24 protein-coding genes are annotated in these 26,610 nt (G+C 72.7%); 8 read left to right on the top strand and 16 right to left on the bottom strand.

Annotated elements, in window-relative coordinates; all coding sequences use genetic code 11:
* Positions 1 to 10: 10 nt before the first annotated feature.
* A complete protein-coding gene (locus RY076_RS06815; RefSeq protein ID WP_323096842.1) occupies positions 11 to 2,074 on the bottom strand; it encodes a YhgE/Pip domain-containing protein in 2,064 nt (687 codons plus the stop codon).
* Positions 2,071 to 2,739, bottom strand: a complete 669-nt coding sequence (locus RY076_RS06810; protein ID WP_323096841.1) for a P-loop NTPase family protein — start codon at positions 2,737 to 2,739, stop codon at positions 2,071 to 2,073. Before RY076_RS06810 ends, RY076_RS06815 begins: the two co-directional genes overlap by 4 nt.
* 58 nt (positions 2,740 to 2,797) lie before the next feature.
* Between RY076_RS06810 and RY076_RS06805 the strand changes: the two genes are divergently transcribed.
* Positions 2,798 to 3,412 carry a TetR/AcrR family transcriptional regulator gene (locus RY076_RS06805; RefSeq protein ID WP_323096840.1) on the top strand — a complete coding sequence of 205 codons (615 nt, stop codon included), beginning with the start codon at positions 2,798 to 2,800 and terminating at the stop codon, positions 3,410 to 3,412.
* A 4-nt stretch (positions 3,413 to 3,416) separates the two neighbouring features.
* On the opposite strand, the gene RY076_RS06800 is transcribed toward RY076_RS06805, so the two are convergent.
* The 3 genes from RY076_RS06800 to RY076_RS06790 all read right to left on the bottom strand — a co-directional run bounded on the left by RY076_RS06800 (position 3,417) and on the right by RY076_RS06790 (position 5,863).
* Positions 3,417 to 3,722, bottom strand: a complete 306-nt coding sequence (locus tag RY076_RS06800) for a MoaD/ThiS family protein (protein ID WP_323096839.1) — start codon at positions 3,720 to 3,722, stop codon at positions 3,417 to 3,419.
* A gap of 17 nt (positions 3,723 to 3,739) precedes the next feature.
* Positions 3,740 to 4,822 (bottom strand): WD40/YVTN/BNR-like repeat-containing protein, encoded by a 1,083-nt coding sequence (locus tag RY076_RS06795; RefSeq protein ID WP_323096838.1) that lies wholly within the window; start codon positions 4,820 to 4,822, stop codon positions 3,740 to 3,742.
* Between the two features lie 78 nt (positions 4,823 to 4,900).
* Positions 4,901 to 5,863, bottom strand: a complete 963-nt coding sequence (locus RY076_RS06790; protein ID WP_323096837.1) for a 2-hydroxyacid dehydrogenase — start codon at positions 5,861 to 5,863, stop codon at positions 4,901 to 4,903.
* Between the two features lie 49 nt (positions 5,864 to 5,912).
* Here RY076_RS06790 and RY076_RS06785 point away from each other — a divergent pair, with 49 nt between their 5' ends.
* From RY076_RS06785 to RY076_RS06775, 3 genes are all read left to right on the top strand, one after another.
* Entirely contained in the window at positions 5,913 to 6,614 is a 702-nt protein-coding gene (locus tag RY076_RS06785; RefSeq protein ID WP_323096836.1) for an MOSC domain-containing protein, read from the top strand.
* 54 nt (positions 6,615 to 6,668) lie between these two features.
* On the top strand, positions 6,669 to 7,871 hold the full coding sequence (locus tag RY076_RS06780) for a PQQ-dependent sugar dehydrogenase (RefSeq protein WP_323096835.1): 1,203 nt from the start codon (positions 6,669 to 6,671) through the stop codon (positions 7,869 to 7,871).
* Between the two features lie 77 nt (positions 7,872 to 7,948).
* The gene (locus RY076_RS06775) at positions 7,949 to 8,677 is read left to right on the top strand and encodes a DUF937 domain-containing protein (RefSeq protein ID WP_323096834.1); all 729 of its coding nucleotides are present in this window, start codon (positions 7,949 to 7,951) and stop codon (positions 8,675 to 8,677) included.
* Positions 8,678 to 8,753: 76 nt separating this feature from the next.
* On the opposite strand, the gene gatB is transcribed toward RY076_RS06775, so the two are convergent.
* The 3 genes from gatB to gatC all read right to left on the bottom strand — a co-directional run bounded on the left by gatB (position 8,754) and on the right by gatC (position 12,236).
* A complete protein-coding gene (gene gatB / locus RY076_RS06770; protein ID WP_323096833.1) occupies positions 8,754 to 10,304 on the bottom strand; it encodes an Asp-tRNA(Asn)/Glu-tRNA(Gln) amidotransferase subunit GatB in 1,551 nt (516 codons plus the stop codon).
* Positions 10,305 to 10,306: 2 nt separating this feature from the next.
* Entirely contained in the window at positions 10,307 to 11,833 is a 1,527-nt protein-coding gene (gatA, locus tag RY076_RS06765) for an Asp-tRNA(Asn)/Glu-tRNA(Gln) amidotransferase subunit GatA (protein ID WP_323097192.1), read from the bottom strand.
* A gap of 106 nt (positions 11,834 to 11,939) precedes the next feature.
* Complete coding sequence (gene gatC, locus RY076_RS06760) at positions 11,940 to 12,236, bottom strand: Asp-tRNA(Asn)/Glu-tRNA(Gln) amidotransferase subunit GatC (RefSeq protein ID WP_323096832.1); 297 nt, start codon at positions 12,234 to 12,236, stop codon at positions 11,940 to 11,942.
* A gap of 147 nt (positions 12,237 to 12,383) precedes the next feature.
* On the opposite strand from gatC, the gene RY076_RS06755 reads away from it, so the two are divergent.
* From RY076_RS06755 to RY076_RS06745, 3 genes are all read left to right on the top strand, one after another.
* Positions 12,384 to 13,088 carry a superantigen-like protein SSL4 gene (locus RY076_RS06755; protein ID WP_323096831.1) on the top strand — a complete coding sequence of 235 codons (705 nt, stop codon included), beginning with the start codon at positions 12,384 to 12,386 and terminating at the stop codon, positions 13,086 to 13,088.
* Positions 13,089 to 13,158: 70 nt separating this feature from the next.
* On the top strand, positions 13,159 to 14,403 hold the full coding sequence (locus RY076_RS06750; RefSeq protein ID WP_323096830.1) for a glycosyltransferase: 1,245 nt from the start codon (positions 13,159 to 13,161) through the stop codon (positions 14,401 to 14,403).
* 11 nt (positions 14,404 to 14,414) lie between these two features.
* Complete coding sequence (locus tag RY076_RS06745) at positions 14,415 to 15,071, top strand: TetR/AcrR family transcriptional regulator (RefSeq protein ID WP_323096828.1); 657 nt, start codon at positions 14,415 to 14,417, stop codon at positions 15,069 to 15,071.
* Between the two features lie 48 nt (positions 15,072 to 15,119).
* On the opposite strand, the gene RY076_RS06740 is transcribed toward RY076_RS06745, so the two are convergent.
* The 8 genes from RY076_RS06740 to ligA form a co-directional block, all read right to left on the bottom strand.
* The gene (locus RY076_RS06740) at positions 15,120 to 16,139 is read right to left on the bottom strand and encodes a branched-chain amino acid ABC transporter permease (RefSeq protein ID WP_323096826.1); all 1,020 of its coding nucleotides are present in this window, start codon (positions 16,137 to 16,139) and stop codon (positions 15,120 to 15,122) included.
* The gene (locus RY076_RS06735) at positions 16,136 to 17,005 is read right to left on the bottom strand and encodes a branched-chain amino acid ABC transporter permease (RefSeq protein WP_323096825.1); all 870 of its coding nucleotides are present in this window, start codon (positions 17,003 to 17,005) and stop codon (positions 16,136 to 16,138) included. The genes RY076_RS06740 and RY076_RS06735 overlap by 4 nt, the downstream gene beginning before the upstream one ends.
* 132 nt (positions 17,006 to 17,137) lie before the next feature.
* Entirely contained in the window at positions 17,138 to 18,379 is a 1,242-nt protein-coding gene (locus RY076_RS06730) for an ABC transporter substrate-binding protein (protein ID WP_323096824.1), read from the bottom strand.
* Positions 18,380 to 18,528: 149 nt separating this feature from the next.
* Complete coding sequence (locus tag RY076_RS06725; protein WP_323096823.1) at positions 18,529 to 19,308, bottom strand: ABC transporter ATP-binding protein; 780 nt, start codon at positions 19,306 to 19,308, stop codon at positions 18,529 to 18,531.
* Positions 19,301 to 20,104, bottom strand: coding sequence for an ABC transporter ATP-binding protein (locus tag RY076_RS06720; RefSeq protein ID WP_323096822.1), 804 nt, complete (start codon positions 20,102 to 20,104; stop codon positions 19,301 to 19,303). Before RY076_RS06720 ends, RY076_RS06725 begins: the two co-directional genes overlap by 8 nt.
* A gap of 222 nt (positions 20,105 to 20,326) precedes the next feature.
* Positions 20,327 to 20,884, bottom strand: coding sequence for a YciI family protein (locus tag RY076_RS06715; protein WP_323096821.1), 558 nt, complete (start codon positions 20,882 to 20,884; stop codon positions 20,327 to 20,329).
* 34 nt (positions 20,885 to 20,918) lie between these two features.
* Positions 20,919 to 22,424, bottom strand: a complete 1,506-nt coding sequence (locus tag RY076_RS06710) for an HNH endonuclease (RefSeq protein WP_323096820.1) — start codon at positions 22,422 to 22,424, stop codon at positions 20,919 to 20,921.
* Between the two features lie 186 nt (positions 22,425 to 22,610).
* Positions 22,611 to 24,818, bottom strand: a complete 2,208-nt coding sequence (ligA, locus tag RY076_RS06705) for an NAD-dependent DNA ligase LigA (protein ID WP_323096819.1) — start codon at positions 24,816 to 24,818, stop codon at positions 22,611 to 22,613.
* A gap of 191 nt (positions 24,819 to 25,009) precedes the next feature.
* Between ligA and RY076_RS06700 the strand changes: the two genes are divergently transcribed.
* Positions 25,010 to 26,521: a long-chain-fatty-acid--CoA ligase gene (locus tag RY076_RS06700; RefSeq protein ID WP_323096818.1), complete on the top strand. Its 1,512-nt coding sequence runs from the start codon at positions 25,010 to 25,012 to the stop codon at positions 26,519 to 26,521.
* Positions 26,522 to 26,610 lie beyond the last annotated feature (89 nt).

The raw sequence follows: 26,610 nt of genomic DNA, 5'->3' as shown, positions 1-26,610 counted from the left end.
CAGCCCGGGGTCACAGCTCGAGGGCGGGCTTGATCCGCTTCGGGGTCCACATCCGAGAGCGCCGCGCTGCGACAGTCGAGAAGGCCAGCGCCCCGAGCAGGTACACGGCGAGGACCCCGACCGAGCCGGCCACCGGGCCGAGGTCGGCCCCGTAGAGCAGGCGGCGCAGGCCGTCGACGGCGTGGCTCATCGGCACGACGTGGTGCACGGCCTGAAGCGGCGCGGGGAGGGTCTGCCACGGGAAGGTGCCGCCGGCGCTGACGAGCTGGACGACCATGAAGACGAGGCCGAGGAACTTGCCGACCGCGCCGAACCGCGAGGCGAGCGCGTGCAGGATCGCGACGAACGTCATCGAGGTGAAGCAGAGGAAGAGGAACGCGAGCACCGGGTGGGCGATCCGGATGTCGACGCCGCGACCGACGACGAGCACGAGCGCCGCCACCTGGACGAGCCCGACGAGCGCGGGCGCGAGCCAGCCGCCGAGGGCGGTCCGGACGGAGCGCTGGCTCGTGGCGAGCGCGCGCGTCGACAGGGGTCGCACGAAGAGGAAGAGCACGTAGGCGCCGATCCACAGCGCGAGGCTCATGAAGAGGGGTGCGAGACCCGCGCCGTAGGAGCCGGCCGAGGACAGCGAGCCGTTGGACACCCCGACCGGGTTGCCGATGGTCTGCGCCATGGCCTTGCGCTGCGCGTCGCTGGGGTCGGGCACCGAGTCCCGGCCCTTGACGAGCCCGGCGTGCAGGTCGGTGGTGCCCTTCGCGATGGTGTCGAGGCCCGAGGCGAGCGAGGTGGCACCCGTGGACAGGGTGTCTCCGCCCGACGCGGCCTTCGCAGCCCCGCTGGACAGTCGGGCCGACCCGTCCTTCAGGGTGTCGAGCCCGTCGGCGAGCGTGCCGGCACCGTCGCGGACGCGCACCGCACCGGAGTGGGCCTTCGCGATGCCGTCGGCGAGGGCCGGGGTGGCGTTCGCGAGCGCCCGCGCGCCGGCGGCCACCTGGTCCGCGCCCTTCGACAGACGCGTCAGGTCGCCGGAGGTCGACTGGATCGTGGCGTCGGCGCGCCCGACGTAGCCGTCGATGGTGTCGAGGCGCGACTCGAGGAGAGACAGCTGGGCGTCGGTGAGCCCCTGGGCGCGCAGGGCCGCGATGAGGGAGGCCTGGTCGGCGGTGAAGCGCTTCCTCAGGTCGGTGGAGGCCGTCGCGGCCGTCGTGCCGTAGCCGGCCATCCTGCGGTTGCCCGCGGCCACCTGCTCGGCACCGTCGGCCAGCCGGTCGGTCTGGGCGGGCAGGCCGGCCGTGCGCGACTCGAGCGTGGCGAGGCCGCCGGCCAGCTGGGCGGCTCCGGTGTGGAGGGTGTCGGCCCCCGCGGCCGCCTGGCCGACGCCGGCGTCGAGGCGAGCCGCTCCGGAGGCGAGGTCGTGCAGCCCACCGGCGAGGCCCGTTGCGCCCGTGGCCAGCTCATGCGCACCCGAGTCGGCCTTGGCCGCGCCGGCGCGCAGCTTCTCGGAGCCGTCGACCGCCTTGACGAGCTGGTCGTGCACCTGGCTGAAGCCGAGCAGCAGCCGGCTCGCCGCCGTCTCGCTCACCTCGCTCGCGACGGAGGCGGTGACCTGCTTGATCACCTGGTTGCCGATCATCGAGGTCATGTAGTTGTTGGCGTCGTTCGTCTCGAGGACGACCGTGGCCTGGCGGGGCTTGAACTCGGCCGTCGAGGCGAGGTCCGAGGAGAAGGTCCTCGGCAGGATGACGGCGAAGGCGTACGTGCCGTCGTCGACGCCGCGCATCGCCTCGGCGTGCGACACCCGGTGCCAGTCGAAGGACTTGGAGTCCACGAGGTGGTCGGCCACCTGGCCACCGACCTGCAGCTTCTCCCCCGTGCTCAGGGTCGTGCCGGAGTCGTCGCTGACGACGGCGGCGGGCACCTGCGGGAAGGCGCCGTAGGGGTCGTGGTTGGCGTAGAGGTACAGGCCGCCGTAGAGCGTCGGCACGAGGACGAGGGCGGCGAGGGCGAGGCGGGCCAGCCGCGAGGAGGTGAGGCGGCGCAGCTCGGCGACCGCGAGGCGGACGGGGTTCATGCCGAGGGCTCCTTGGCGAGGGCGGGTTCGGTGGTGCGGGCAAGGGCCGCGGCCGTGGCGGCGGTCGTCAGCACGACGACGGCCAGGCCGGCCGCGGCGAGCCGGTGGCAGGTGTCGAGCCACCCGGCGTGGTCCCCGCCGTGCCGCTCGGGGCCTGCCAGGACGAGGACGCGCACGTGGGGGTGCAGGGCGCCGAGCTCGAGCAGCAGGGTGGTGCGGATGCCGGGCGGCAGCTGCTCCCAAGGACGGCCGGCCCGGTCGGCGAGGTCGCGTTCGGCGAGGAAGGCGGTGACGGCCGCGCGTGAGGCCGGGCGCTCGGCGAGAGCGAGCTCCTCCTCCACGACGGCCCGGACGGCGATGCCGTCCTCCGGCGCCGTGACGTCGGCGACGTCGACGAGGCGGGTGCGCAGCTGGAGGTCGGGCAGGCCGGCGGCGCCGCCGATGCTGACCCGGCCGCGGAGCAGCTCGACGCGGCCGCCGATGGCGAGCGCGAGGGCGACCTGCGGGATGCCGGGGTCGGTGGCCACGACGGTGACCTCGCCGGCGGGGGCCGTGAAGGAGACGTGCTCGACGAACGGCTCGTGCGTCCCCGCGACGCTGACGTCATCGACCACGACGGTGCGCAGGTCCGGTCCGCGGCCGGTGTCCTTCTCCAGTTCAATCACGATACGAGTATGCATCCAATACACACTCGTATCCAATTCAAGGCCGTATCCTGTGAGCATGACCACGACGTCCGAGCCCCCGATCAGCGCCCGACGGCAGGCCACCCGTGAGCGCGTCCTCGAGGCGGCGAGCGAGGTCTTCGCCGAGCGCGGGTTCCACGGCGCCACCGTCGAGGACATCTGCGAGCGCGCCGGGTTCACGCGCGGCGCCTTCTACTCGAACTTCTCCTCCAAGGACGACCTCGTCCTCGAGCTGACACGTCGGCACGCCGAGGACCTCGTCGACCGCATCCGCGCGGCGAGCAAGCGCGAGCACGCGAGCGCCGAGGAGGTGCTCCGCGACGTCCTCGCCGCCCTCGCCGACGACAGCCGCAGCAAGGAGCGCTGGGTGGTCCTCACGACGGAGTTCACGCTGCACGCCATCCGTGACGCCGCGGCGCGCCGGGCCTGGGCCGCCCAGCAGCGCCGGGTGCGCGACGAGCTCGCCGCCGTCGTCGACGAGGTGGTGGGCCGGCAGGGCCTGACCCTGCCGATGCCCACCGACGTGTTCGTCCGGGTCGCGATGGCGCTGACCCAGGGGTCGCTGACGCAGCGTCTCGTCGAGCCGCGCTCGCTCGCCGTGGGCGAGCTCGAGCGCACGGTGCTGCCGATCCTCCTCGGCGTCGGCGACTGACTCGTCAGCCGCCCGAGACGGCGTTGATGATGTGGACCCGGGCCCCGGCGGGTACCGGCGTCGCGACACCCTCCCCGCGCGTGGCGTCCTCACCGTTGACGAAGACCTTGACGTGACGGCGGATCAGGCCGCGCTCGTCGCGGACCTTGCCGTCGAGGATGCGGTGCTCGGCGAACGCGCGGTCCAGCAGCTCACTGACGCTCTGGCTGTCGCCGGGCGACTCGACCTCGATCTCGGCCACGCCCCCGACGAGGTCGCGGAGCATGCCGGGCAGAATGACGCGGACGGGGGAATGGACCGGGGCAATCATGCGGACACCGTTGCCCCTCAGCCGATCTGGGCTGCGCGCACGACGAGGACGTCGGGCAGCTGCGTCGCGATGCGCGAGAAGGACTCACCCTCGTCGACCGAGGCGAAGACGTCGCCGTTGCGGGTGCCGAGGTAGACCCCGACCGGATCGGCGGTGTCGAGGGAGGCGGCGTCGCGCAGGACGCACGTGAAGCTGTCCGAGGGCAGCCCCTGGGCCTGCATGCGCCAGTGCGCACCGCCGTCGTCGGAGCGCTGCACCTGCAGCTGGGCGCCGGGCGGGATGCGCTCGCCGTCGTCGGCGACCGGGATGTTCCACACGACGCCGGGGCGGCGCGGGTGGGCGAGGATCGTGAACCCGAAGTCGGTGGGCAGGCCCTCGGCGATGGACTCCCACGTGGCGCCGTTGTCGTCGGAGCGGTACACGCCCTTGTGGTTCTGGGCGTAGAGCTCGCCGTCGGCGCGGCCGCGGGCGACCTTGTGGACGCACTGGCCGAACTCGGGGTACTCGTCGTCGGGCATGAAGTACGCGCGGATGCCGGGGTTGGACGGCGCCCAGGTCTCGCCCGAGTCGGAGGAGCGGTAGACGCCGCCCGCACTCATCGCGACGAGGAGGTTCTCGGGGTGCCCCGCCTCGGGGATGATCGTGTGGACCGCTCCCCCGCCGAAGCCCGGCTCCCACTTCGGCCGGTGCGGGTGGTTCCAGAGCCCGCGCACCAGCTCGTAGTGCTCGCCGCGGTCGGCGCTGCGGAAGAGGGCGTGCGGCTCGACGCCGGCCCAGACGACGTCGTCGTCGTTGGGGTCGGGGGTCAGCTGCCAGACCCGCTCGAGCGCCGTGTCGGTGTCGATGGGGAACGCGAGGGCGCGCTCGGCGCTCTCGGTCCAGGTGCGTCCGGCGTCGGTGCTCACCTGGACGGTCGGTCCCCAGTGCCACGACTTGACGCCGGCGAGCACGCTCGTGCGACCGGCGCGGGTGTCGATCGCGACCGACGCGACCTCGCTCATGAGGAAGTGCGGACCCTCGAGGGTCCACTCCGCCCGGTCGGTGCTCCGGGCCACCCACAGCCCCTTGCGCGTGCCGATGGCGACGATGGTCTCTGTCATGTTCACAGTGTCCACTACCCCACCGACAGCGACAAGGTCTCGACGCGCCGGGCGGATCGCACTCGCTCGAGGGTGCCCTCAGCCGGCGCTCGGGCGCCCTTCGACGACGACGTTGTCGAGGGGCCGTCCGTCTCGCAGCGCCTCGACCTGACGCCGCACGAGGGCGACGGCGCGAGGGCGCATGGCGTCGGTCGCCCCGCCGACGTGCGGCGTGATGAGCACCCCGGGCGTCGTCCACAACGGGTGGTCGGCCGGCAGCGGCTCGGGATCGGTGACATCGAGCCCGGCGCGCAGCCGGCCCGATGCGCACTCGGCGACGAGCGCGCCGGTGTCGACGACCGGACCGCGCGCGACGTTGACGACGACGGCGCCGTCGGGAAGCAGCGCCAGGGCCTCGGCGTCGACGAGCCTCCGCGTGGCGTCGGTCAGGGGCACGATGACGACGACGACGTCGTGGTGCGGCAGCAGGTCGGGCAGCTCGTCGATGCCGTGGACCGCGTCGACGAGGTCGTCTCCGGCGCGGGCCCGGCTGGCGACGGCCGTGACCGACACCTCGAAGGGCAGGAGGCGACGCACGACGGCACGGCCGATGTGGCCGTAGCCGAGGACGAGGACGCGCCGGTCGGCGAGGGACCTGCGCAGCACGAGCGGCTTCCAGGTGCCCTGCGCCTGCGCGGCGGCGAACTCGGGCACCTCGCGGATCGAGGCGAGCGCGAGCGTCAGGGCCAGCTCGGCCGTGCTCGCGTCGTGCACGCCGGCCGCGTTGCACAGGGCCACCCCCGGCGGCACGTCATCGGCGAACTGCTCGTAGCCGGCGCTCTGCAGCTGGAGGGCCTCGAGCGCGTCGAGGCCCGGCGTGACGTCGGCCAGGCGGAGCTGCGTCATGTACGGCAGCACCGCGAGCCGGATCTCGGCCCCGCGCGGGTGGGGCTCCCGCATGTCCCAGACGACGAGGTCGACGCGGCCGTCGGCCGTGAGGTCGGCCAGCCGGTCGGCGTAGTCCTGCTCGGGGACGGACACGACGAGGCGCTCGGTGCTCATGCCGAGACGCTACCCAGCGCTCCTGACGCGTCGGACTAGGCTCCACCCCGTGGTCACTCCCGACGGCTCGCACATCACCGGTCCCGCCGACGCCACCGGCCGCGTCCTGTCGGTCAACGTCGGCCGACGCACGCCGCAGCCGTACACGAGCGCCGACGCCACGGCCATCGACAAGCGCGCCACCGCGTCGGTCGAGGTGCGCGACCCCGGACCGAAGCACGGCGGCCTCGGCAGCGGCGTCGTCGGCGACGAGATCGGCGACCCGCGCCACCACGGCGGCCGCCTCCAGGCCGTCTACGCCTACCCGCGCGAGGACCAGCTGTGGTGGGCCGAGCGCATCGGGCGCCCCGTCGCCGCAGGCGAGTTCGGCGAGAACCTCACCATCGAGGGCATCGACGCCACGCACGCCCTCGTCGGCGAGGTGTGGCGCGTCGGCACCGCGGTGCTGCGCGTCGAGGTGCCTCGCATCCCGTGCCGCACCTTCGCCGGGCACATGGACGAACGCGGCTGGGTCAAGCGCTTCACCGAGGCGGGCCGCACCGGCGCCTACCTGTCGGTGACGACACCCGGGCGCATCACCACCGGGGACGCCGTCGCCGTCGAGCGCCCCGACCACGACATCGACCTGCTGACACTGTTCCGGGCCTTCACCGGCGACCTCGACGCGACGCGTCGCGTCGTCGCGGCGAACGTCGTGGACGACGAGGTGCAGGCCGACCTCGTCGAGACGCTGCGCCGACGCGCGGGCTGACGCGCTCGCTCACCGGGGCCGCGCCACCGCGGTGGTCGCGGGTGAGAATGGCACATGTCGCCGATCACCCGAACGCCCGCTCGCGCCCGGCGCGCCCTCACCGGCCTGGCCGGCCTGACTGTGGCCGCCCTGCTCTGCGCTGGGTGCTCGACCGCACCCGAGGCCGGCAGCCCGAGCACCGTCCCCGGCGCCGACGCGTCGGCCCCGACCGGTCCCGAGCCCGCAGCCACCACCCCCGCCGCCACCGGTGCCGCGAGCCCGTCCACGCGCGTGACGCGCCCGCCGGACCAGCCCGCAGGCCCCGTCACGCTCCTCGGAGGCCTCGACATCGCCTGGTCCATCGCGGTCCTGCCCGACGGCACCGCACTCGTCTCCGAACGCAACACCGGGGTCGTGCACCACGTGCCACGCCCCGGTAGCGGCGGCGCGTCACAGGAGGTGGGCCGGCTGCCGATCGTCCGCAGCGGCGGGGAAGGCGGCCTGCTCGGTCTCGCGGTCGCGCGCGACTTCGCCGGCGACCCGGTCGTCTTCGCCTACTACTCCACCGAGAGCGACAACCGCGTGGCGGCCGTGCCGTGGCAGGGCGGGCGGCTCGGCGACCCGGAGGCCGTGCTCACCGGGATCCCGCGCGGCACCAACCACAACGGCGGCCGCATCGCCTTCGGTCCCGACGGCTTCCTCTACATCGGCACGGGTGACGCCGGCGACTCCTCGCTGTCGCAGAACCTCGGCTCGCTGGGCGGCAAGATCCTGCGCGTCACGCGCGAGGGCGACCCCGCGCCGGGCAACCCGTTCGGCGGCTCGCCGATCTGGTCCTACGGTCACCGCAACGTCCAGGGCCTGGCATGGGACTCTCGGGATCGGTTGTGGGCCAGCGAGTTCGGGGCCAACACGTGGGATGAGCTGAACCTCGTCGAGGCCGGCGGCAACTACGGCTGGCCACAGGTCGAGGGACGGGCCGACCGCGAGGAGCTCGTCGATCCGGTGGCCCAGTGGCCGACCTCCGAGATGTCACCGAGCGGGATCACGATCGGCCCAGACGGGGCCGTCTACCTCGCCGCCCTGCGCGGCCAGTCGGTCTGGCGCGTGCCGATCGGCGCCGACGGCAAGGCGGGGACCCCGACGCGTCACCTCGAGGGGACCTACGGACGCGTCCGCGACGTGCGGTTCGTCGACGGCCGCGTGTGGCTGACGACGAGCAACGGCGACGACGACCGGCTGGTGTCGTTGCCCCGCAGCGCCGTAGGGGCCGCCTGAGCCGGTCGCGCGGCTAGCCTGAGTCGAGGGGTGGCAGCGCAGCCGCTGCGCCCGTGAAGACGACGGAGAGGCACGGCATGTCTTCCTACGAGGAGATCCTCAGCCAGGTCCCGGTCGACGAGCTCGCCCAGCACTTCGGCGTCGAGCCCGGCGAGATCGAGCAGGCCGCCCAGAGCGCCCTGCCCGCGCTGCTCGGTGGGCTGCACGCCAACGCCGGCGACCCGGCCGGAGCCAGCTCGCTGCTCGGCGCGCTCGGCGACCACCAGGAGCAGGTCGGTGGACTCGACGACATCGACGAGGGCGACGGGCAGCGCATCGTCGGCAACATCTTCGGGGACAACACCGACCAGGTGGTGAGCCGGCTCGGCAGCGGGTCCGGCTCCTCCGGCGGGCTCGTGGGCAAGCTGCTGCCGATCCTCGCCCCGATCGTCCTGTCGTGGCTCGCGAACCGCATCGGGCAGGGCGGTCTCGGCGGCCTCGGTGGGGTGCTCGGCGGCGGCTCGTCGGGTGACGCGCCGGGGGCGTCCTCCGGCTCGGCGAGCGGTCCGGCCTCCTCCCCCGAGTCGGGGCCGCTCTTCCCGGGTGGGCAGGGCGCCGGCAGCGCACCCGTACAACCGCCCACGGGCACGACGGACGCGCCGGCCGGCGCCGACGCGTCGGGCGGGCCGGACGCGTCCGGCTCGAACCCGCTGCAAGACATCCTCGGGCAGGTGCTCGGCGGGGCGACGGGTGGCAGCAGCGGTTCCGGTGCAGGCGGGGTACTCGGTGGGATCCTCGGCGGCCTGCTCGGGGGTGGCCGGCGCTAGCCCGCTCGTCCCCACCGCGCGAAGAGGCCACGACCCGCGACGGGTCGTGGCCTCTTCGGGAGTCGTGCGGTGGGCGTCAGCCCTGGCCGAGCTTGGCCAGGATGAGGGCGCGGGCCTTGCCGGCGTCCGCCTGCCCCTTCATCTCCTTCATGACCTGCCCGATGAGGGCACCGGCGGCCTGCACCTTGCCGCCGCGGATCTTCTCGGCGACGTCGGCGTTGGCCGCGATGACGGTGTCGACGGCGGCCTCGAGGGCGCTGTCGTCCTGGACGAGCTCGAGCCCGCGGGCGTCGGCCACGGCGGTCGGGCTGCCTTCGCCGGCGAGCACGCCGTCGAGCACCTGGCGGGCCATCGAGTCGTTGAGCCGGCCCGAGGTGACGAGGCCGTCGAGCTCGGCGACGTGCGCCGGCGTCAGGCCGATCGACGCGGCGTAGGTGACGAGGTCCTGGGCCTCGGAGTTCGCGCGACGCGACGGCTCACCGAGCCACCACTTGCGCGCTGCCGCCGGGGTCGCGCCCGCGGCGACGGTCTCCTCGATGAGCTCGACGGCGCCGGCATTGAGCACGTCGCGCATCTCGAGATCGCTGTAGCCCCAGTCGGACTGGAGGCGCTTGCGGCGTGCGGCCGGGTTCTCCGGCAGGGTGCCGCGCAGCTGCTCGACCCACTCTGCCGCAGGAGCGACCGGAACGAGGTCGGGCTCGGGGAAGTAGCGGTAGTCCTCGGCGTCGGACTTCTCGCGACCCGACGTCGTGACGCCGGTGTCCTCGTGCCAGTGGCGGGTCTCCTGCAGGATCGAGCCGCCCCCGGAGAGGATCGCGGCGTGCCGCGAGATCTCGTAGCGCACGGCCCGCTCGACCGAGCGCAGCGAGTTGACGTTCTTCGTCTCGGTGCGCGTGCCGAGCGGCACCTCGGCCTGCTCGGCCGAGGTCGGCTCCCCGGCCTTGGGGCGCAGCGACACGTTGGCGTCGCAGCGCATCGAGCCCTGCTCCATCTTGACGTCGCTGACGTCGAGGGCGCGCAGCAGGTCGCGCAGCGCCGACACGTAGGCGCGCGCCACCTCCGGCGCCCGCTGCCCCGCACCGGTCATCGGCTTGGTGACGATCTCGATGAGCGGGATGCCGGCGCGGTTGTAGTCGACGAGGCTGTGCGTCGCGCCGTGGATGCGACCGGTGGAGCCGCCGACGTGCAGCGACTTGCCGGTGTCCTCCTCCATGTGGGCGCGCTCGATCTCGACGCGGTAGACCGTGCCGTCCTCGAGCTCGACGTCGAGGTGCCCGTTGTAGGCGATCGGCTCGTCGTACTGGGAGGTCTGGAAGTTCTTCGGCATGTCCGGGTAGAAGTAGTTCTTCCGGGCGAACCGGCACCAGGCCGCGATGTCGCAGTTGAGCGCGAGGCCGATGCGGATGGCCGACTCGACGGCCTTCTCGTTGACGACCGGCAGCGCGCCGGGCAGGCCGAGGCACACCGGGCACACCTGCGAGTTGGGCTCGGCGCCGAACTCGGTGGGGCACCCGCAGAACATCTTCGTGGCCGTGTGCAGCTCGACGTGCACCTCGAGGCCCATGACGGGGTCGAAGCGCTCGAGGGCCTCGTCGTAGTCGAGGACGGCGTCGGTGGTGGTCGTCATCGTCAGGCTCCCTTCACGGCGGAGGCGCCCAGCTCGGGGGCACGGTCGAGGATCGGGCCGCCCCAGCGCGAGACCAGCGCCGCCTCGAGGGCCGCCCCGACGCTGTAGAGGCGCTCGTCCTTCGTGGCGGGCGCCAGCACCTGGATGCCGACCGGCAGGCCGTCCTCGTCGGCGACGCCGGAGGGCAGCGACATGCCGGGCACGCCGGCGAGGTTGGCCGGGATCGTGGCGATGTCGTTGAGGTACATGGCCATCGGGTCCTCGAGCTTGTCGCCGAGGCGGAACGCCGTGGTCGGCGCGGTCGGGCTGACGAGGACGTCGACGGACTCGAACGCGCGGTTGAAGTCCTGCGCGATGAGGGCGCGGACCTTCTGCGCCGAGCCGTAGTACGCGTCGTAGTAGCCAGAGCTGAGGGCGTACGTGCCGAGGATGATGCGGCGCTTGACCTCCGGACCGAAGCCGGCGTCACGCGTCGCGGCCATGACCTGCTCGGCGCTCGGGTCGGGCACGCCGTCCGGGCCGACGCGCAGGCCGTAGCGCATGGCGTCGAACTTGGCGAGGTTGCTCGACGCCTCGCTCGGCAGGATGAGGTAGTACGCGGCGAGGGCGTACTCGAAGTTCGGGCAGCTGACCTCGACGACCTCGGCACCGAGCTCCTCGAGGAGGCGGACCGACTCGTCGAAGCGCGCGCGGACGCCGGGCTGGTACCCCTCGCCGCCGAGCTCCTTGACGACGCCGATGCGCATGCCGCTGACGTCCGCACGACGCGCGGCCTCGACGACCGGCGGCACGGGCGCGTCGATGGAGGTCGAGTCCATCGGGTCGTGCCCGCCCATGACGGCGTGCAGCAGGGCGGTGTCGAGGACGGTGCGCGCGCACGGGCCGGCCTGGTCGAGCGAGCTGGCGAGGGCCACGAGGCCGTAGCGCGAGACGCCGCCGTAGGTCGGCTTGGTGCCGACCGTGCCGGTGACTGCCGCCGGCTGGCGGATCGAGCCACCGGTGTCGGTGCCGGTGGCGAGCGGCGCCTGGAACGAGGCGATGACCGAGCTCGAGCCGCCGCCCGAGCCGCCGGGGATCCGGTCGAGGTCCCACGGGTTGCGCGAGGGCCCGTACGCCGAGTGCTCGGTCGAGGAGCCCATGGCGAACTCGTCCATGTTCGTCTTGCCGAGGATCGGCAGGCCGGCCGCGCGCAGCTTCGTCACGACGGTGGCGTCGTACGGCGGCACCCAGCCCTCGAGGATCTTGCTGCCGCACGTCGTCGGCAGACCCTTGGTCGTCATGACGTCCTTGACGGCGATCGGCACCCCGGCGAGGGCACCGAGGCTCTCCCCCGCGGCGCGGCGCGCGTCGACGGCGCGGGCCTGCTCGAGGGCGCCCTCGGCGTCGACGTGCAGGTAGGAGTGCACCTGCCCGTCGACGGCCGCGATGCGGTCGAGGTGGGCGCGTGTGACCTCCTCGGAGGAGATCGTCGAGGCCGCAAGGGCCTCGGCCAGCGCGGACGCGGTGGCGCGGGTCAGGTCGGATGGCAGGTCGGTCACGTCAGTGCCTTCGTCGTCGCTGCGGGTGGAGTGGTCGGGGGACGCGGGGCGCGGCGCCGCGCTTGGCGCGAGACGGGGCGTCCGGCGTCGGGGCTGGTCAGTCCTCGTCGAGGATGCGCGGTACCGAGAAGCGCTGGTGCTCGGACTCCGGCGCGCCGGAGAGGGCCTCCTGCGGCGTGAGGCTCGGACGCACGACGTCGGGACGCGTGACGTTCGTCAGCGGCATCGGGTGCGACATCGGGGCGACGCCGTCGGTCGGGGCCTGCTGCACCTTGGCCACGGACTCGAGGATCACCGAGAGCTCGCCGACCATCCGGTCGAGCTCGGCCTCGGACAGCTCGATCCGGGCGAGGCCGGCGAGGTGGGCTACGTCGTCGCGGGACAGGGAGGACATGCGGGCCAGTCTATGGGTCGGCCGTGGTGCGCCGGGCACGCGTCCCGGGCGCCCGTGACGGGGCCGACGGACCCGTGCCGCCCCGGCCGTGTCCTCGGGCCGGTGTGCCTCGTTGTCAGCAGGCACACCGGTACCCGAGGAGACCCGATGACGAGTCCGACCAGCACCTCCACCCCCGACGCGGCACCCGCGTCCGTCCCCCCGACCGCGGAGGCGTCGACCCCCACGACGACCGACGCGTCCACCCCAACGGCGCACGACACGTCCACCCCCACGTCGACCGACGCCTCCGCCCGCACGACGCCCGACGCGTCCGCCCGCACGACGCCCGACGCGTCCGCCGGCACGACGCCCGACGCGTCCACCGGCACGACGCCCGACGCGTCCACGACGCCCGCCACCGCCGAGGTCCCGTCAGCTGCGCCGCGCCCGACGCGGACGCGCGCGCACGTACGCCGGCTGCGCAACGAGCAGGGCGACGCGGCCCGCGAGGGTGGTGTCGGCTCGGCCCTGCGCACGGCTGCCGGTGCCGGCCGTCGCGGCTTCGACCACGCCCGGACCGGCCTCGCGAGGCTCGTGTGGACCGCCGCGCTCGTCGCTGCCGGCGTGCTCCTGCTCGGTGTCGCGCTCGTCGTCGCCGACGCGAACACCCGCAACGCCCTCGTCGAGTGGGTGCTCAAGGCCGCCGACGTGCTCGACCTCGGCGTCTTCGGCCGCGACACCGGCGTCAAGCAGTTCACCGGTGAGGGCGCCGTCGTGAAGAACGCCGTCGTCAACTGGGGTCTCGGCGCGGTCGCCTGGCTCGTCGTCGGCCGCGTCGTGCGCCGGCTGCTCACCCTCGGCGCGCACTGACTCGCGGTCCGCGGCGGGGGCCGTCCTGCGTTAGGCTTCATTTGCAAACACTGTTCGCAAAGGAGTCGCCATGAGGATCCTCTCGCTCGCTCCGGGCACCCGGGGCGACGTCGCCCCCGCCGCCGGCCTCGGCGAGGCGTTCACCATCGACGGGCACGAGGTGACCATCGTGGCCGGCGCCGAGCACGCCTCCCTCGTCACCGAGGTCGGCTGCGCCCACGTGCCGATCGATGCGTCGATGACTCCCCCGGGCGACGAGTCGGGCGTGCGCGCCTACCTCGACGTGCTGCGTCGCTATATGGACGCGGCGGCGACGTCGGCTCTCGCGGCCCTCGACCCCGACCGACCGTTCGACGTCGTGCTCACCAACGCCATCTCCCCCTACGGCCACGACATCGCCGAGCACCTCGGGGTGCCGTCCGCGGCCGCGCTGCTCCAGCCCGCCGAGCCGAGCGCCGCCTACCCGCCGATGATCGCCAGTGCCCGCGACCTCGGCCGGCTGGGCAACCGCCTGGCCGGCCGACTCGCCGAGCGGGTCCGGACGCCGTACGACCCCGCCTGCGCCCGGGTGCGATCGGAGCTGGGCCTCCCGCCCGAGAGCCGGGTTGCCGCGCAGCGTCGGCGCCGCCGAGAAGGGATGCCCGTGCACCACGGTATGAGCCCGGCGGTCCTCCCCCGCCCCGACGACTGGTCGGAGCGCCTCGCGCTCGACGGGTTCTGGTGGTACCCGACCCCCGCCGACTGGCAGCCTCCGGCCGACCTCGCGGCGTTCCTCGACGCCGGCCCCGCTCCGGTGGTGGTCACCCTCGGCAGCCTGCCGCCCGGCACCGCAACGGCAGCGCAGGTCGAGGCCGCCTTCCGGCCGGGACGGCACCGCGTCGTCCTGCTAGGCGACGCGCTGGCGGGCGTCGCCGAGCGCCTCACCGCCGGCCTCGGGACCGACCGCGTCGCCCACGCCGGCGACGTGCCCCACGAGTGGCTGCTGCCGCGGGCCGCAGCCGTCGTCCACCAGGCTGGTGCCGGCGTGACATCGGCGGCACTGCGGGCCGGCGTCGCGTCGGTGCCGGTGCCGATGCACACCGACCAGCCGTTCTGGGCACGCCGCCTGCGCGCCCTCTCCGCCGCCACCGACCCGGTGCCGATGAAGCGCCTGACCTCGGAGGCCCTCTCCGCGCGGGTCGACGAGGCCACCTCCTCCACCGCCCTGCGCGACGGGGCAGCACGCGTCGCCCGTGCCCTGGCCGACGAGGACGGCAGCGCGCCGCTTCGTCACTGGCTCCGCGAGCTCGACGGCGCCGCGCAGCGCCACCGATGAGAGCCGGTGTCGTGGACGACGACGTCATCTGGTTGCGTCCGGAGCAGTCGGCCGTGGGCCGCCCGGCGCGGCACACCCGGGCCGCCATCACCGACGCGGCCGTCCGCATCGGGGACGAGCACGGTCTCGCGGCCGTCACCATGCGCAGCGTGGCCTCGGCCCTGGGCACCGCCGCCGGCTCGCTCTACCGCCATGTCACCGGGCGTGACGAGCTCGTCGACCTCATGGTCGACCACGTCGCCGGAGAGTACGACCTGCAGCCGTCGACGGGCGCCTGGCTCGACGACCTCGCCCAGCTCGCGGAGCAGGGGCTCGCCATCCACCGCCGCCACCCGTGGCTCGGCGACATCGTCACGACCCCCGTCCCGGGGCCCCACGGGCTGGCCCTGACCGAGCGCTGGCTGGCCTCGCTCGCCGACCACCCCGCCCCGGACAGCGACAAGCTCGTCGCGTTCGCGGTGACCAACGCGCTCCTCGGCGCCTTCGCCCGAACGGGCTACGGGACGGACGCCGCCCGTGCGCGGACGCAGGCCGCCTACCTCGGCCGCGTCGCGGCCCGGGGTGGGTACCCGCGGCTGGCTGCCCTGCGCCCCGAGGGGCCGACCGACCCCGAGCAGGTGTTCCCCGAGGTCCTCAGACGCACCCTGCGTGGCCTGCTCGACAGCTGACGGGTCCAGACGCCGCCGGGCCTCCCTGGGAGGCCCGGCGGCGGGTGCTCAGTCCCGGTGGGCGCGGCGACGGTCGAGGACGTAGGTGCGCACGAGATTGCGCGCCGTGCCCCACACGCCGTGGCGGAAGAGCAGGACGATGACGACGAAGATCGTGCCGGTGATGAGGCCGATCCCCTCGAAGCCCGAGCTCGCGAGGTAGTCCTCGAGGACGACGACGATCGCAGCGCCGACGAGGCCGCCCCAGAGCGTGCCGATGCCGCCGAGGACCGTGATGAGCACGACCTTGCCCGACGTCGTCCACATCAGCTCCTGCAGCGAGGCGAACTGGTGGCTGATCGCGAAGACGCCGCCGGCGAGGCCAGCCAGGCCGGCCGAGATGACGAACGCCTTGATCTTGTAGACCTCGACGTCGTAGCCGAGGGCCCGCGCCCGGGCCGGGTTGTCGCGCACGGCCGTCAGGACGCGTCCGAACGGGGAGTTGACGACGCGCCAGGCCAGGAGCAGGCCGAGGACGATCATCGCCGCGCCGGCGTAGTAGAAGTAGAACGAGTCGGTCTCGACCGCCTCGATGCCGAAGAAGTTCTGCGGGATGCCCTGCAGGCCGTTCTCGCCGCCGGTCAGCGAGCGGGCCTGGTTGGCGATGAAGTAGAGCATCTGGGCGAAGGCCAGGGTCACCATCGCGAAGTAGATGCCGGTGCGGCGCACCGACAGGTAGCCGATCGGCCACGCGATGAGCATGGAGAACACCGCGCCCCCGAGGACGGCCACCGGGAACGGCACGCCCCAGTGGATGGCGATGAGGCCGGTGCAGTAGGCCGAGCCGCCCCAGAACGCGGCGTGCCCGAAGCTGAGCAGGCCGGTGAAGCCGAGGAGCAGGTCGACGCTGATCGCGAAGAGACCCCAGCAGAGGATGTCCATCGCGACGGGCGGGTAGATCCAGTACGGCAGCAGGACGAGGACGGCGAGGCCCGCGAGGAGCAGCACGTAGCGGATCGGGTTGCGGCGAGACAGGATCGAGGGCTGGGCGAGGTCGACGTCGACCTTGCCGGTCAGCTGCGTGCTCATGCAACCTCCTCCCGCCCGAAGAGCCCCGAGGGCCGGACGAGGACGACGACCGCCATGAGGACGAAGATGACGATCTGGGCGAACGCGGGGGCATAGGCGACGCCGTAGGCCTCGACGAGCCCCACGAGGAACCCGCCGACGACGGCGCCGAGGATCGAACCGAGGCCGCCGATGACGACGACGGCGAACAGGATGATGATGAAGTTGCTGCCCATCTCGGCGGTGATGGCGCGCGTCGGCGCCGCGAGGACGCCGGCGAGCCCCGCGAGGGCGATGCCGAAGCCGAACACCGGTGTGACGAAACGGCCGACGTTGATCCCGAGGGCACGCGTGCGCTCGGCGTCCTCCGTGGCGGCGCGCACGATCATGCCGATCCTGGTGCGCGTCAGCAGCAGGCCGACGGCCACGCACACGACGACGCTGAAGACGCAGGCGAAGATCGCGTAGACCGACAGGTTGACGCTGCCGATCGTCACCTGGCCGCCGAGCCCCGCGGGGATCTCGTAGGGCAGGCCCGAGACGCCGTACCGCTGCTTGACCGCCTCGACGAGGACCAGCGTCAGGCCGAACGTCAGCAGGAAGTTGTACAGCGGGTCGAGGGCGAGGAGCCAGCGCACGAGGAGCCGCTCCATGAGGACGCCGAAGAGGAACATCAGCACCGGGACGACGGCGAGCGCCACCCAGAACCCGACGTGCAGCTCGGCGAGGAGCACCGCGGAGATGACGGCGCCCAGCATGTAGCAGGCCCCGTGCGAGAAGTTGACGACGCCGAGGACGCCGAAGATCACCGCGAGACCCAGGGCCGACAGCGCGTAGAAGCCGCCGGCCGCGAGGCCCTGCAGGGTGTACTGGATGAATTCGCTCATGTCACAGACTCGTTCGCGTTCGTCACGCAGACCACTGGTGCCTGGGCCGTTCGGTGGACGGTGGGTGTGGCGTGGCGACCGGGGTGGCCGTCCGGCGCGCGGGTGCGCGCGCCGGACGGCGCAGGGACCCGGTCAGCCCATCTTGCAGTCAGGGTTGGCGGGGCCGTAGGCCTCGGCCGCGGGGATCGTCTTGACGATGTCCTCGTAGTCCCACTCCTCCGGCGCCGAGCTCTTGACCTTCGCCAGGTACATGTCGTGGATGACGGCGTGGTCGGCCTTGCGCACCTCGCCGTTGCGGAGGAACACGTCGTTGATCTTCTTGCCCTCGAGCTTGGAGACGACAGCGTCGGCGTCGTCGGTGCCGGCCTCCTGGACCGCCTCGAGGTAGTTCATCGCGGCCGAGTAGTTCGCGGCGTGGGCGAACGACGGACGCGTGTTCGTCTTCTCCTTGAAGCGGTCGGCCCACTTCTTGTTCTGGGCGTCGAAGTTCCAGTACCAGGCGTCGGTGAACTGAGTGCCGGCGAACTGGTCGACACCGAGCGAGTGGATGTCGGTGATGAACATGAGCCCGACGGCCAGCTGCACCTTGCCCTTGAGGGGGCTCTGGTTGAACTGCTTGACGAAGTTGATGAGGTCGCCGCCGGCATGCATCGAGCCGATGACCTTCGGGTTGCCCTCGCCGGCCTTGGTGATGAACGTTGCGAAGTTGTCGCTCGGGAACGGCGAGGCGATCGACTGCCCGACCGTGCCGCCGGCGGCCTGGATCTCCTTGGTGAAGGACTTGTTCATGTCCTGGCCGAAGGCGTAGTCGGGGTAGACGATGTTCCACGACGTGCCGCCGGCCTTGGTGATGGTGCCGGCCGTGCCGCGCGCGAGCGCCGCGGTGTTGTAGGCCCAGTGGAACGTGTACTTGTTGCACTGCGCACCGGTCAGGGCCGTCGTGCCGGCGCCGATGTTGATGTAGAGCTTCTTCTTGTTCTTGGCCTGCGTGGCGACGGCGAGGCCGGCCGCCGAGTTCGGCACGTCGAGGATGATGTCGGCCTTCTGGCGGTCGTACATCTCCTGCGCCTTGGAGTTGGCGACGTCGGCCTTGTTCTGGTGGTCGGCCGTGACGATCTCGATGTCCTTGGCGACGGCCTTGTCGCCGTACTTGGCCTTGTAGTCGTCGATGGCCAGCTGGATGGCGACCTTGGAGTTGGGGCCCGAGAGGTCCTTGTAGACGCCGGACTGGTCGTTGAGCAGACCGATGACGACCTTGTCGTCGGTCAGCTTGCTCGAGCCGCCCGACTGGGGGCCGCCCTGCCCGCACGCGGCGAGCGCGAGCGAGGCCGTGGCGGCCACGGCCAGCGATGCGTGGATCTTCCTGCTACGCATGTCCCCTCCTTGGGGTGACGTCGGATGTGTTCGTGTCGGATGTGTGTGGTGCCTGTGCGTGGTGGTGCGCGGGTGCGTCGGTGGAACCGGTGGTGGTGACGCGGGGTGACGCTGCCCTGGGCCGGCCCGTCCGGGTGCGGCCCGGTGGTTTACATCCCGAGGTGGGTGAGCAGCTCGCTCTCGCGGGAGCGGAACTCGTCGTTGTCGAGGTGCTCGACGACCTGCCCCTGGGCGAGCAGGTAGTGCCGGTCGGCGACGGTCGAGGCGAACTTGACGTTCTGCTCGACGAGGAGGACGCCGACGCCCTGGCCCTTGATCTCGCGGATGATCTCGCCTATGCGCTGGACGATGACGGGGGCGAGGCCCTCGCTCGGCTCGTCGAGCAGCAGCAGGCGCGACCCCATGCGCAGCACGCGGGCCATGGCGAGCATCTGCTGCTCGCCGCCCGACAGCCGCGTGCCGGGGAAGTCGCGCCGTTCGTGCAGGACGGGGAAGAACTCGTAGACCTTCTCCAGGGGCCAGGCGTCGGGGTGGACGACCGGCGGCAGGAGGAGGTTCTCGGCGACGGTGAGGCTCGCGTAGATGCCGCGGTCGTCGGGCACCCAACCGAGGCCGGCCCTGGCCCGCGCGTCGGCGGAGCGCTTGGTCACGTCGGCGCCGTCGAAGGTGACGGTGCCCTCGACGTGCCGGTGCAGCCCCATGACCGAGCGCAGCAGCGTCGTCTTGCCGGCGCCGTTGCGCCCGACGAGGGTGACGACCTCACCGGCACCGACGCCGACCGAGACCTCGCGCAGGACGCGCGCCTCGCCGTACCAGGCCGAGAGGCCGGCGACGTCGAGCACGTGCGCGGCGGCCTCGCGGGAGGCGTCGGTGCGGTCGGTGGTGGCGACGGACGCGGGGGCCGCGTCGGTCGTGACGGGCTCACTCATGGGACGCTCCGAGGTAGGCCGAGATGACGCGCTCGTCGGCGCGGACCTCGTCGTAGGGGCCCTCGGCGAGCACCTGGCCCGCCTGCAGCACCGTGACGCGGTCGGCCAGGGAGCCGACGACGTGCATGTTGTGGTCGACGAACACGACGGTGCGCCCGACCGCGAGGGTCTTGACCAGCGCGATGGTGCGGTCGACGTCCTCGATCCCCATGCCGGCGGTCGGCTCGTCGAGCAGGAGCAGCTTGGGGTCGAGGGCGAGGGCGATGGCGAGCTCGAGGGCGCGCTTCTGGCCGTAGGCGAGCGAGGAGGCTGGGGCGCCGGCACGGTCGGCGAGCCCGACCTGGTCGAGCAGGTCCATGGCGCGGTCGCCGAAGGTGGCCATCCGCTTGACCGAACGCCACCACTGCTTGCCCATGCCGGTCGGGCTGGCGAGCGCGAGCTCGAGGTGCTCGCGCAGCGTCATCTGCTCGAAGAGGCTCGTGATCTGGAAGGAGCGGGCGATGCCGAGCGGGGCGATCTGCTCCGGGGCCTTGCCGGTGACGTCCTGGCCGTCGAAGACGACGGTGCCGGACGTCGGGGTGAGGAAGCCGGTGAGCAGGTTGAACAGGGTCGTCTTGCCGGCGCCGTTCGGCCCGACGAGCGCGTGAACCGTGCCCTGTGCGACCGTCAGGTCGACGCCCGAGACCGCCGTGAACCCGCGGAACTCCTTGGTCAGGGCTCTGGTCTCGAGCAACGGGGTACCCGTCAAGACCTGCACCTCCTCGTGCGTCGCGCTGCGGTGAGCCGGTGTCGGCATGTCGCCGACGGGGGCGCCTCCCGGACTTCGGACCCGGCGTCGGGACCGGGGAGGCTGCGGGAAAGCCTAGGAGGGCCGAAGGGCGAAAGGACGGTGGGCACCCACACACCTCGCCCCGTTCTGTGGGTCGGGCACACATGCGACCGGGCGCACGCCAAGAGCGGCCGGGACCGGCTCGGCAGGAGTGGGTGAGTCAGCCCGTCCCCGGCGCACGCGGCCGCGTCACGACGAGCGCCCGCCGGCCCTCCATTCGTGGGCCTCGACAGCGACGAAGGTCGCGTCGTCCAGAAGCGAACGGGCCCGGTCCGCGTCGGGAGCCTCGAGCAGGACGGCTGCGCCCAGGACGGTGGAACCGTCGTCGGACAGCAGCGGTCCGCCGACGATGACCTCGCCACCGTTCGGCACCTCCGGCGCCGTGCGCGAGGGTTCGGTGAAGCCGAGGACGAGGTACCTCGGGGTGTCGGGCGCATCGTCCGGGCGCCCACCCGCAAACTCCCACATGGTCCGGCCCGATGCGTTGCGCCAGCGGCGCAGCAGCACGTCGCGATAGGCACCCGCCTGCCATCCGGGCTCCTCGAAGGCGAAGGCCCGCGCAGCAGCGACATCGGGCAGGTCGAGGACGTGCACGCTGCCGGTGAGCGTCCCGTCGGGCGCGAACGTCGGACCTCGGGCGATCATCGTCTCCGCGAACCGGTCCATGTACGACCAGTGCTGCTCCACCATCCGTTCCCGGAGCGGCGTCGAGCCGTGACGGTCACGGTGGTAGCAGAAGAACTCCATGCCCCCCACCCTTGCAGGGTGTGAGCGACTGGGGTCAGGCGGCGTCGAGCAGGAGGACCTCGACGTGACGCTCGAGGGCGCTGCAGAGGTCGCGCGCGTGTCCAGGGACGAGCGGGGGCGCCAGCGACTCGTACCTGTGCCCGGTCGGCGTCATGGTGACGACGCGGTGGGGTCCGGCGCGCTGACTAGCGGTCGGGTCGGCGATGGCTTTCCATCCCGGCAGCTGCTTGGTGTGGTTGCACCGGACGCAGAGGCCCTGACCGTTGCCGGCGCTCGTCGGACCGCCCGACGCGTGGTCCTCGACGTGGTCGACGTGGCGGATCGGGGCGTCGCACCACGGGGTACGACAGACCGCGCCGTCGCGGGCGACGAGGAAGCGGCGCAGGCCGCCGTCGAAGGTGCGGCGCATGGATTCCATGGCAACGAGCTCGGAGGCACTGGGGTCGGCGTAGAGCCGGCGTAGCCAGACACGCGACCGGGTCCCATCCGATCGGGCGTCGGGTCGGGCCGGGTCGGCGTCGCCGACGAGCAGGCGGCGCGCCCACGCGGCCGGGACCGGGCCGTATCCCGGCAGCTGCCCCGGCACGTCGTCGCCCCAGAACAGGGCGCGGTCGGTCATGACGAGGTGCACCTCGACGGCGACGTCCTCGGCGCGTTCCTGCCCGGTGACCCGGACCACGAGCTCGTCGGCCATGACCTGCCCCTTGGTCCGGTCGTCACCGGCCGCACGGTCCGAGTCGGCGGCGACAGTCAGCGCGGCATGGGTGGCGACGGCCTGGGCCACGGGGAGCAGCGCCGTCACGTACGCCATGGTGTCGGGGGCAGGGCGGATCGTGACCCGTCGATCAGCCTGCGCCTGTGTGCTTCTCGCGAGCACCGAGGCCGGCTCGACCACGTAGGCAGCGGCCCGGACACGACGTACGAGCTCACGGTTGCCCAGCGAGCCGAGCTCGTCGCCGAGCCGGCCCGCCACGGCGGCGTCGACGAACCGGCGCTGGTGCTCGTCGAGCCCTTCGGTCTCGCGGGCGACGATCGAGGCCCGCCACTCGCTGAGGTCGCCGCGCTCGAGCGCCGCGAACGTCTCCGGCATCTCCCGGAGCAGCCGCAGCGCCAGACGGACGTGGTGGCTGCCGCGCACCGGCGACTCACGTCGCGCGAGGGCGACCTGGCCTGCCACGCTCCGGAGCGACTCGCTGCGCACGCTGCGCCGCGCCCGACGCGGGGCGTCAACACCGCCCTCGGCAGCGGCCTCCGCGACCGAGGCCAGGCGCGCCTCGTCGCGCGCTGCGCGCCATCCCTCGAAATCGCCTGCCGCGGAGCACTCCCGGGCCCGCTCGCGCCACTGGTGCGCCACCTCGGCCTGGGACTCGACGAAGGCCACCGTGACACGCGACTGCGCGGCCGCCACCGCAGCCTTGACGCGCTCGAGGGCCGCGAGCTGGTCGACCCGGTCGGCGTCGCTGCCCTCGCCGTCGACGGCACGCAACGCGTCGACGAGGGACGCGAGTCCCTCCGCCGTGCGCAGCACATCATCGAACATGTGTTCGATTCTACCTGGGTGACCCTCCCGGGACAAGAGTTGTACACAGGCGAATTCGCTTGACCTGCAAGGTTGCCGGTTCGTTCGGAACGCGTCGGCGACCCTGATGCACGGTAGCCCCGGCGAGCTGGCCCGCGGCTGACGCCGCGGGTGGTACGACCGTGTCGAAGTGGACGTTCGGGTGCGTCAGTCGGGCGAGCCGGTCTCGAGGAGGCGGCGGAAGCCGTCCTCGTCGAGGATCGTCAGCCCGAGCTCCTCGGCCTTCGCGGCCTTGGTGCCGGCGTTGGCCCCGATGACGACGAAGTCGGTCTTCTTCGAGACCGAGCCGGACGCCTTGCCGCCGCGGCTGATGATCGCCTCCTTCGTCTCGTCGCGCGAGAAGCCGTCGAGCGAGCCCGTGACCACGACGGTCTTGCCCTCGAGCGTGCGCTCGACCGACGCGTCGACCTCGTCCTGCATCCGCACGCCGGCGACGGCCCACCGGTCGACGATGTCGCGGTGCCAGTCGACCCCGAACCAGTCGATGACGGCGTCGGCGATGACGCCGCCGACGCCCTCCACCTCGGCGAGCTCTTCACGCGAGGCCGCGCGGACGGCGTCCATCGACCGGAAGTGGGAGGCGAGCGCCCGGGCCGCCGTGGGCCCGACGTGCCGGATCGACAGGGCGACGAGCACCCGCCACAGCGGCTGCGACTTGGCCTTCTCGAGCTCGACGAAGAGGACCTCGGTGTTGGCCCGCGGCTTCGACGGTGTCTTCGCGGTCGGCTTGGTGAAGAAGTAGAGCTCCTGCTGCCACGGCCCCGGCACGCCCTTGACCTTGCGGCGGCGCCACACCGTGACCTCGCTCAGGTCCTCGGGCCTCAGGTCGAACAGGCCCGCTTCCCCCGGCAGTACGGGCTCCGAGCGCGGCACGCCGTCGGCGTCGGCCTCCTCGGGCCGGTCGAACTCGGGGTCGGTCAGGGCGATCGAGGCCTCCCACCCGAGCGCCTCGATGTCGAGACCGCCGCGCGAGGCCAGACCGAAGACCCGCTCGCGCAGCTGGCTCGGGCACGCCCGGGAGTTGGGGCAGCGGATGTCCTTGTCGCCCTCCTTCTCGGGCGCGAGCGGGGTGCCGCACGACGGGCACTCCGTCGGCATGACGAACGCCCGCTCGGAACCGTCGCGCAGCTCGACGACCGGCCCGACGATCTCGGGGATGACGTCGCCGGCCTTGCGCAGCACGATGGTGTCGCCGATGAGGACGCCCTTGCGCTCGACCTCGTAGGCGTTGTGCAGCGTCGCCTGCTCGACGGTCGAGCCGGCGACGACGACGGGCTGCATGACGCCGTACGGCGTGACCCGCCCGGTGCGCCCGACGTTGACCCGGATGTCGAGGAGCCTGGTGTTGACCTCCTCGGGCGGGTACTTGAAGGCGATGGCCCAGCGGGGCGCCCGCGAGGTCGCCCCGAGCTGGCGCTGCAGCGGGACCTCGTCGACCTTGACGACGATGCCGTCGATCTCGTGGGAGCGGTCGTGCCGGTGCTCGCCGTGGTAGGCGACGAACTCCTGCACCGCCGCGATGTCGTCGAGCACGCGCACCTCGTCGGAGGTCGGCAGGCCCCAGCCGCGCAGGCGGTCGTAGGCCTCGCTCTGCCGCTCGATGTCGAAGCCCCGACGCGCCCCGATGCCGTGCACGAGCATCCGCAGCGGACGCGTCGCGGTGACCTTCGGGTCCTTCTGGCGCAGCGAGCCGGCGGCCGCGTTGCGCGGGTTGGCGAACGGCGCCTTGCCCGCCTCGACGAGGCCCGCGTTGAGGTCGGCGAAACCCGCCGACGGGAAGAAGACCTCACCGCGGATCTCGACGAGCTCGGGCACGTCGTCGCCGGCGAGGCGCTCGGGGATGCCCTCGATGGTGCGCACGTTGTTGGTGACGTCCTCGCCGGTGCGGCCGTCGCCGCGGGTCAGGGCCCGCACGAGGCGGCCCTTCTCGTAGAGCAGGTTGATCGCCAGGCCGTCGATCTTCAGCTCGGTCAGGAAGTGGGCGCCGCTGCCGACCTCGCGCTCGACCCGCTCGGCCCACGTCTGCAGCTCCTCGAACGAGAACGCGTTGTCGAGGCTGAGCATCCGCTCGACGTGGTCGACGGTCTCGAAGCCGGTCGCGAACGACGCGCCGCCGACGTTCTGCGTCGGGCTCTCGGGCGTGCGCAGCGACGGGTGCTGCTCCTCGATCGCGTTGAGCTGCCGGATGATCGCGTCGTACTCGCCGTCGCTGATCGTCGGCGCATCCTTGACGTGGTAGGCGAACTGGGCCGCGGAGGCCTGCTCGGCGAGCTCGGCCCACTCCTGGTGGACCGCGGTGGGGACGTCGTCGGTGACCGGCGTCGCGCCGGCGGCCTTTCCGGTGGTCTCGCTCACCCGCCCATCCTGCCAGCCGGGTCGGACACCGCCGCGGCCACGGCGCGCCGCGGATCGTCCGCACCGCGCCGGCATCGGAGCCCGTGCGCCCGGCCGCCACGAGAGACCGCCCACAGCCGTCCGCGAACCCCTGTTCACGGACGGACCGACGGGTAACAATGGCCGCAAGCCAGCGCTGCAAAGGAGCACCGATGACCAACCTCGCCGCCAACCTCGTCGCGACCGCCGGGCGCGTCCCCGACAAGGTCGGGATCAAGCTCGACCAGCTCGAGGTGACGTGGGGTGCCCTGCACCGCGCCGCTGCGGCCGTCGCCGGGCAGCTGCGCGCGGCTGGCCTCGAGCCCGGCGACCGCGTGTCGCTCATCCTGCCCAACGTGCCGGCCTACCCCGTCGTCTTCTACGGCACGCTCCTCGCGGGCGGCATCGTCGTGCCGATGAACCCGCTGCTCAAGTCGGGCGAGATCCAGTACTTCTACGAGGACAGCGGCGCGCGGTTCAGCTTCGTCTGGCCCGACTTCGCCGACGAGGCCGGCAAGGCCGCCGCCGAGACCGGCACCCGCCTCGTCGTCTGCGGCCCCATGGGCCCGGCCGACGGGCAGTTCGACGCGTCGGAGTCGGCCGGCGAGCCCGTGCTCGAGGCGGTCGAGCGGGCCGACGACGACACGGCCGTGATCCTCTACACGAGCGGCACGACCGGCAAGCCCAAGGGAGCCGAGCTCACCCACTTCAACCTGCACCGCAACGCCGAGCGCTCTGCCGCCGACATCATGCAGATCACCGAGGACGACGTCATCATGGGCTGCCTGCCCCTGTTCCACGTCTTCGGCCTCACGTGCGGGCTCAACACCTCGGTCCAGCAAGGCTGCACGCTCACCCTCATCCCCCGCTTCGACCCGGCCAAGGCCATCGAGGTGCTCGGCCGCGACCGCGTGACGATCTTCCAGGGCGTCCCGACGATGTACGCCGCGATCCTCAACCACTCCGACGCCGACCGGGCCGACACGAGCAGCCTGCGCACCTGCGCGTCCGGCGGCTCGGCCATGCCCGAGGCCGTCATGAAGGCGTTCGAGGAGAAGTTCCACTGCCAGATCCTCGAGGGCTACGGCCTGTCCGAGACCTCACCGGTGGCGTCGTTCAACATGCCCGACAAGCCGACGAAGCCCGGCACCATCGGCCGTGCGATCCCCGGTTGCGAGATCAAGCTCGTCGACATCGAGGGCAACGACACCCCGGCCGGCGAGATCGGCGAGATCGCGATCCGCGGCGAGAACATCATGAAGGGCTACTGGAACCGGCCTGAGGCCACGAAGGAGGCCATCCCGGACGGCTGGTTCCGCTCGGGCGACCTCGCGACCGTCGACGACGAGGGCTACTTCACGATCGTCGACCGCAAGAAGGACATGATCATCCGCGGCGGTCTCAACGTGTACCCGCGGGAGGTCGAGGAGGTGCTCTACACGCACCCGGACGTCCTCGAGGCGGCCGTCGTCGGCGTGCCGGACGACCTCATGGGCGAGGAGGTCGGCGCGGCCGTCGTGCTCCGGCCGGGGGCGACGGCGACGCTCGAGGACGTCCAGGGCTACGTCAAGGAGCGCATCGCCGCCTACAAGTACCCGCGTCGGCTCTGGCTGCTGCCCGAGCTGCCCAAGGGCCCCACCGGCAAGATCCTGCGACGCGAGGTGCGCCCGCAGGCCGACGCCTGACCCCCGTCGCAGGCACCTCGAAGCGTCTCCGGAGGCGTCTGTCGGCCTGCTCCGCTACCGTGTCCGGGCGGTCTCGCGGGGGCCGGCTG

It is taken from the genome of Intrasporangium zincisolvens (assembly GCF_034724055.1).
GTDB lineage: Bacteria > Actinomycetota > Actinomycetes > Actinomycetales > Dermatophilaceae > Monashia > Monashia zincisolvens.
The sequence above is the reverse complement of the archived record's forward strand: the minus strand, read 5'-3'. Positions and strand labels throughout refer to the sequence as shown.

Coding starts and splice junctions, on each gene's coding strand:
- RY076_RS06815 (WP_323096842.1), bottom strand. CDS start 2,074: ATGAACCCCGTCCGCCTCGCGGTCGCCGAGCTGCGCCGCCTCACCTCC.
- RY076_RS06805 (WP_323096840.1), top strand. CDS start 2,798: ATGACCACGACGTCCGAGCCCCCGATCAGCGCCCGACGGCAGGCCACC.
- RY076_RS06800 (WP_323096839.1), bottom strand. CDS start 3,722: ATGATTGCCCCGGTCCATTCCCCCGTCCGCGTCATTCTGCCCGGCATG.
- RY076_RS06795 (WP_323096838.1), bottom strand. CDS start 4,822: ATGACAGAGACCATCGTCGCCATCGGCACGCGCAAGGGGCTGTGGGTG.
- RY076_RS06790 (WP_323096837.1), bottom strand. CDS start 5,863: ATGAGCACCGAGCGCCTCGTCGTGTCCGTCCCCGAGCAGGACTACGCC.
- RY076_RS06780 (WP_323096835.1), top strand. CDS start 6,669: ATGTCGCCGATCACCCGAACGCCCGCTCGCGCCCGGCGCGCCCTCACC.
- RY076_RS06775 (WP_323096834.1), top strand. CDS start 7,949: ATGTCTTCCTACGAGGAGATCCTCAGCCAGGTCCCGGTCGACGAGCTC.
- gatB (WP_323096833.1), bottom strand. CDS start 10,304: ATGACGACCACCACCGACGCCGTCCTCGACTACGACGAGGCCCTCGAG.
- gatC (WP_323096832.1), bottom strand. CDS start 12,236: ATGTCCTCCCTGTCCCGCGACGACGTAGCCCACCTCGCCGGCCTCGCC.
- RY076_RS06755 (WP_323096831.1), top strand. CDS start 12,384: ATGACGAGTCCGACCAGCACCTCCACCCCCGACGCGGCACCCGCGTCC.
- RY076_RS06750 (WP_323096830.1), top strand. CDS start 13,159: ATGAGGATCCTCTCGCTCGCTCCGGGCACCCGGGGCGACGTCGCCCCC.
- RY076_RS06740 (WP_323096826.1), bottom strand. CDS start 16,139: ATGAGCACGCAGCTGACCGGCAAGGTCGACGTCGACCTCGCCCAGCCC.
- RY076_RS06735 (WP_323096825.1), bottom strand. CDS start 17,005: ATGAGCGAATTCATCCAGTACACCCTGCAGGGCCTCGCGGCCGGCGGC.
- RY076_RS06730 (WP_323096824.1), bottom strand. CDS start 18,379: ATGCGTAGCAGGAAGATCCACGCATCGCTGGCCGTGGCCGCCACGGCC.
- RY076_RS06725 (WP_323096823.1), bottom strand. CDS start 19,308: ATGAGTGAGCCCGTCACGACCGACGCGGCCCCCGCGTCCGTCGCCACC.
- RY076_RS06720 (WP_323096822.1), bottom strand. CDS start 20,104: ATGCCGACACCGGCTCACCGCAGCGCGACGCACGAGGAGGTGCAGGTC.
- RY076_RS06715 (WP_323096821.1), bottom strand. CDS start 20,884: ATGGAGTTCTTCTGCTACCACCGTGACCGTCACGGCTCGACGCCGCTC.
- RY076_RS06710 (WP_323096820.1), bottom strand. CDS start 22,424: ATGTTCGATGATGTGCTGCGCACGGCGGAGGGACTCGCGTCCCTCGTC.
- RY076_RS06700 (WP_323096818.1), top strand. CDS start 25,010: ATGACCAACCTCGCCGCCAACCTCGTCGCGACCGCCGGGCGCGTCCCC.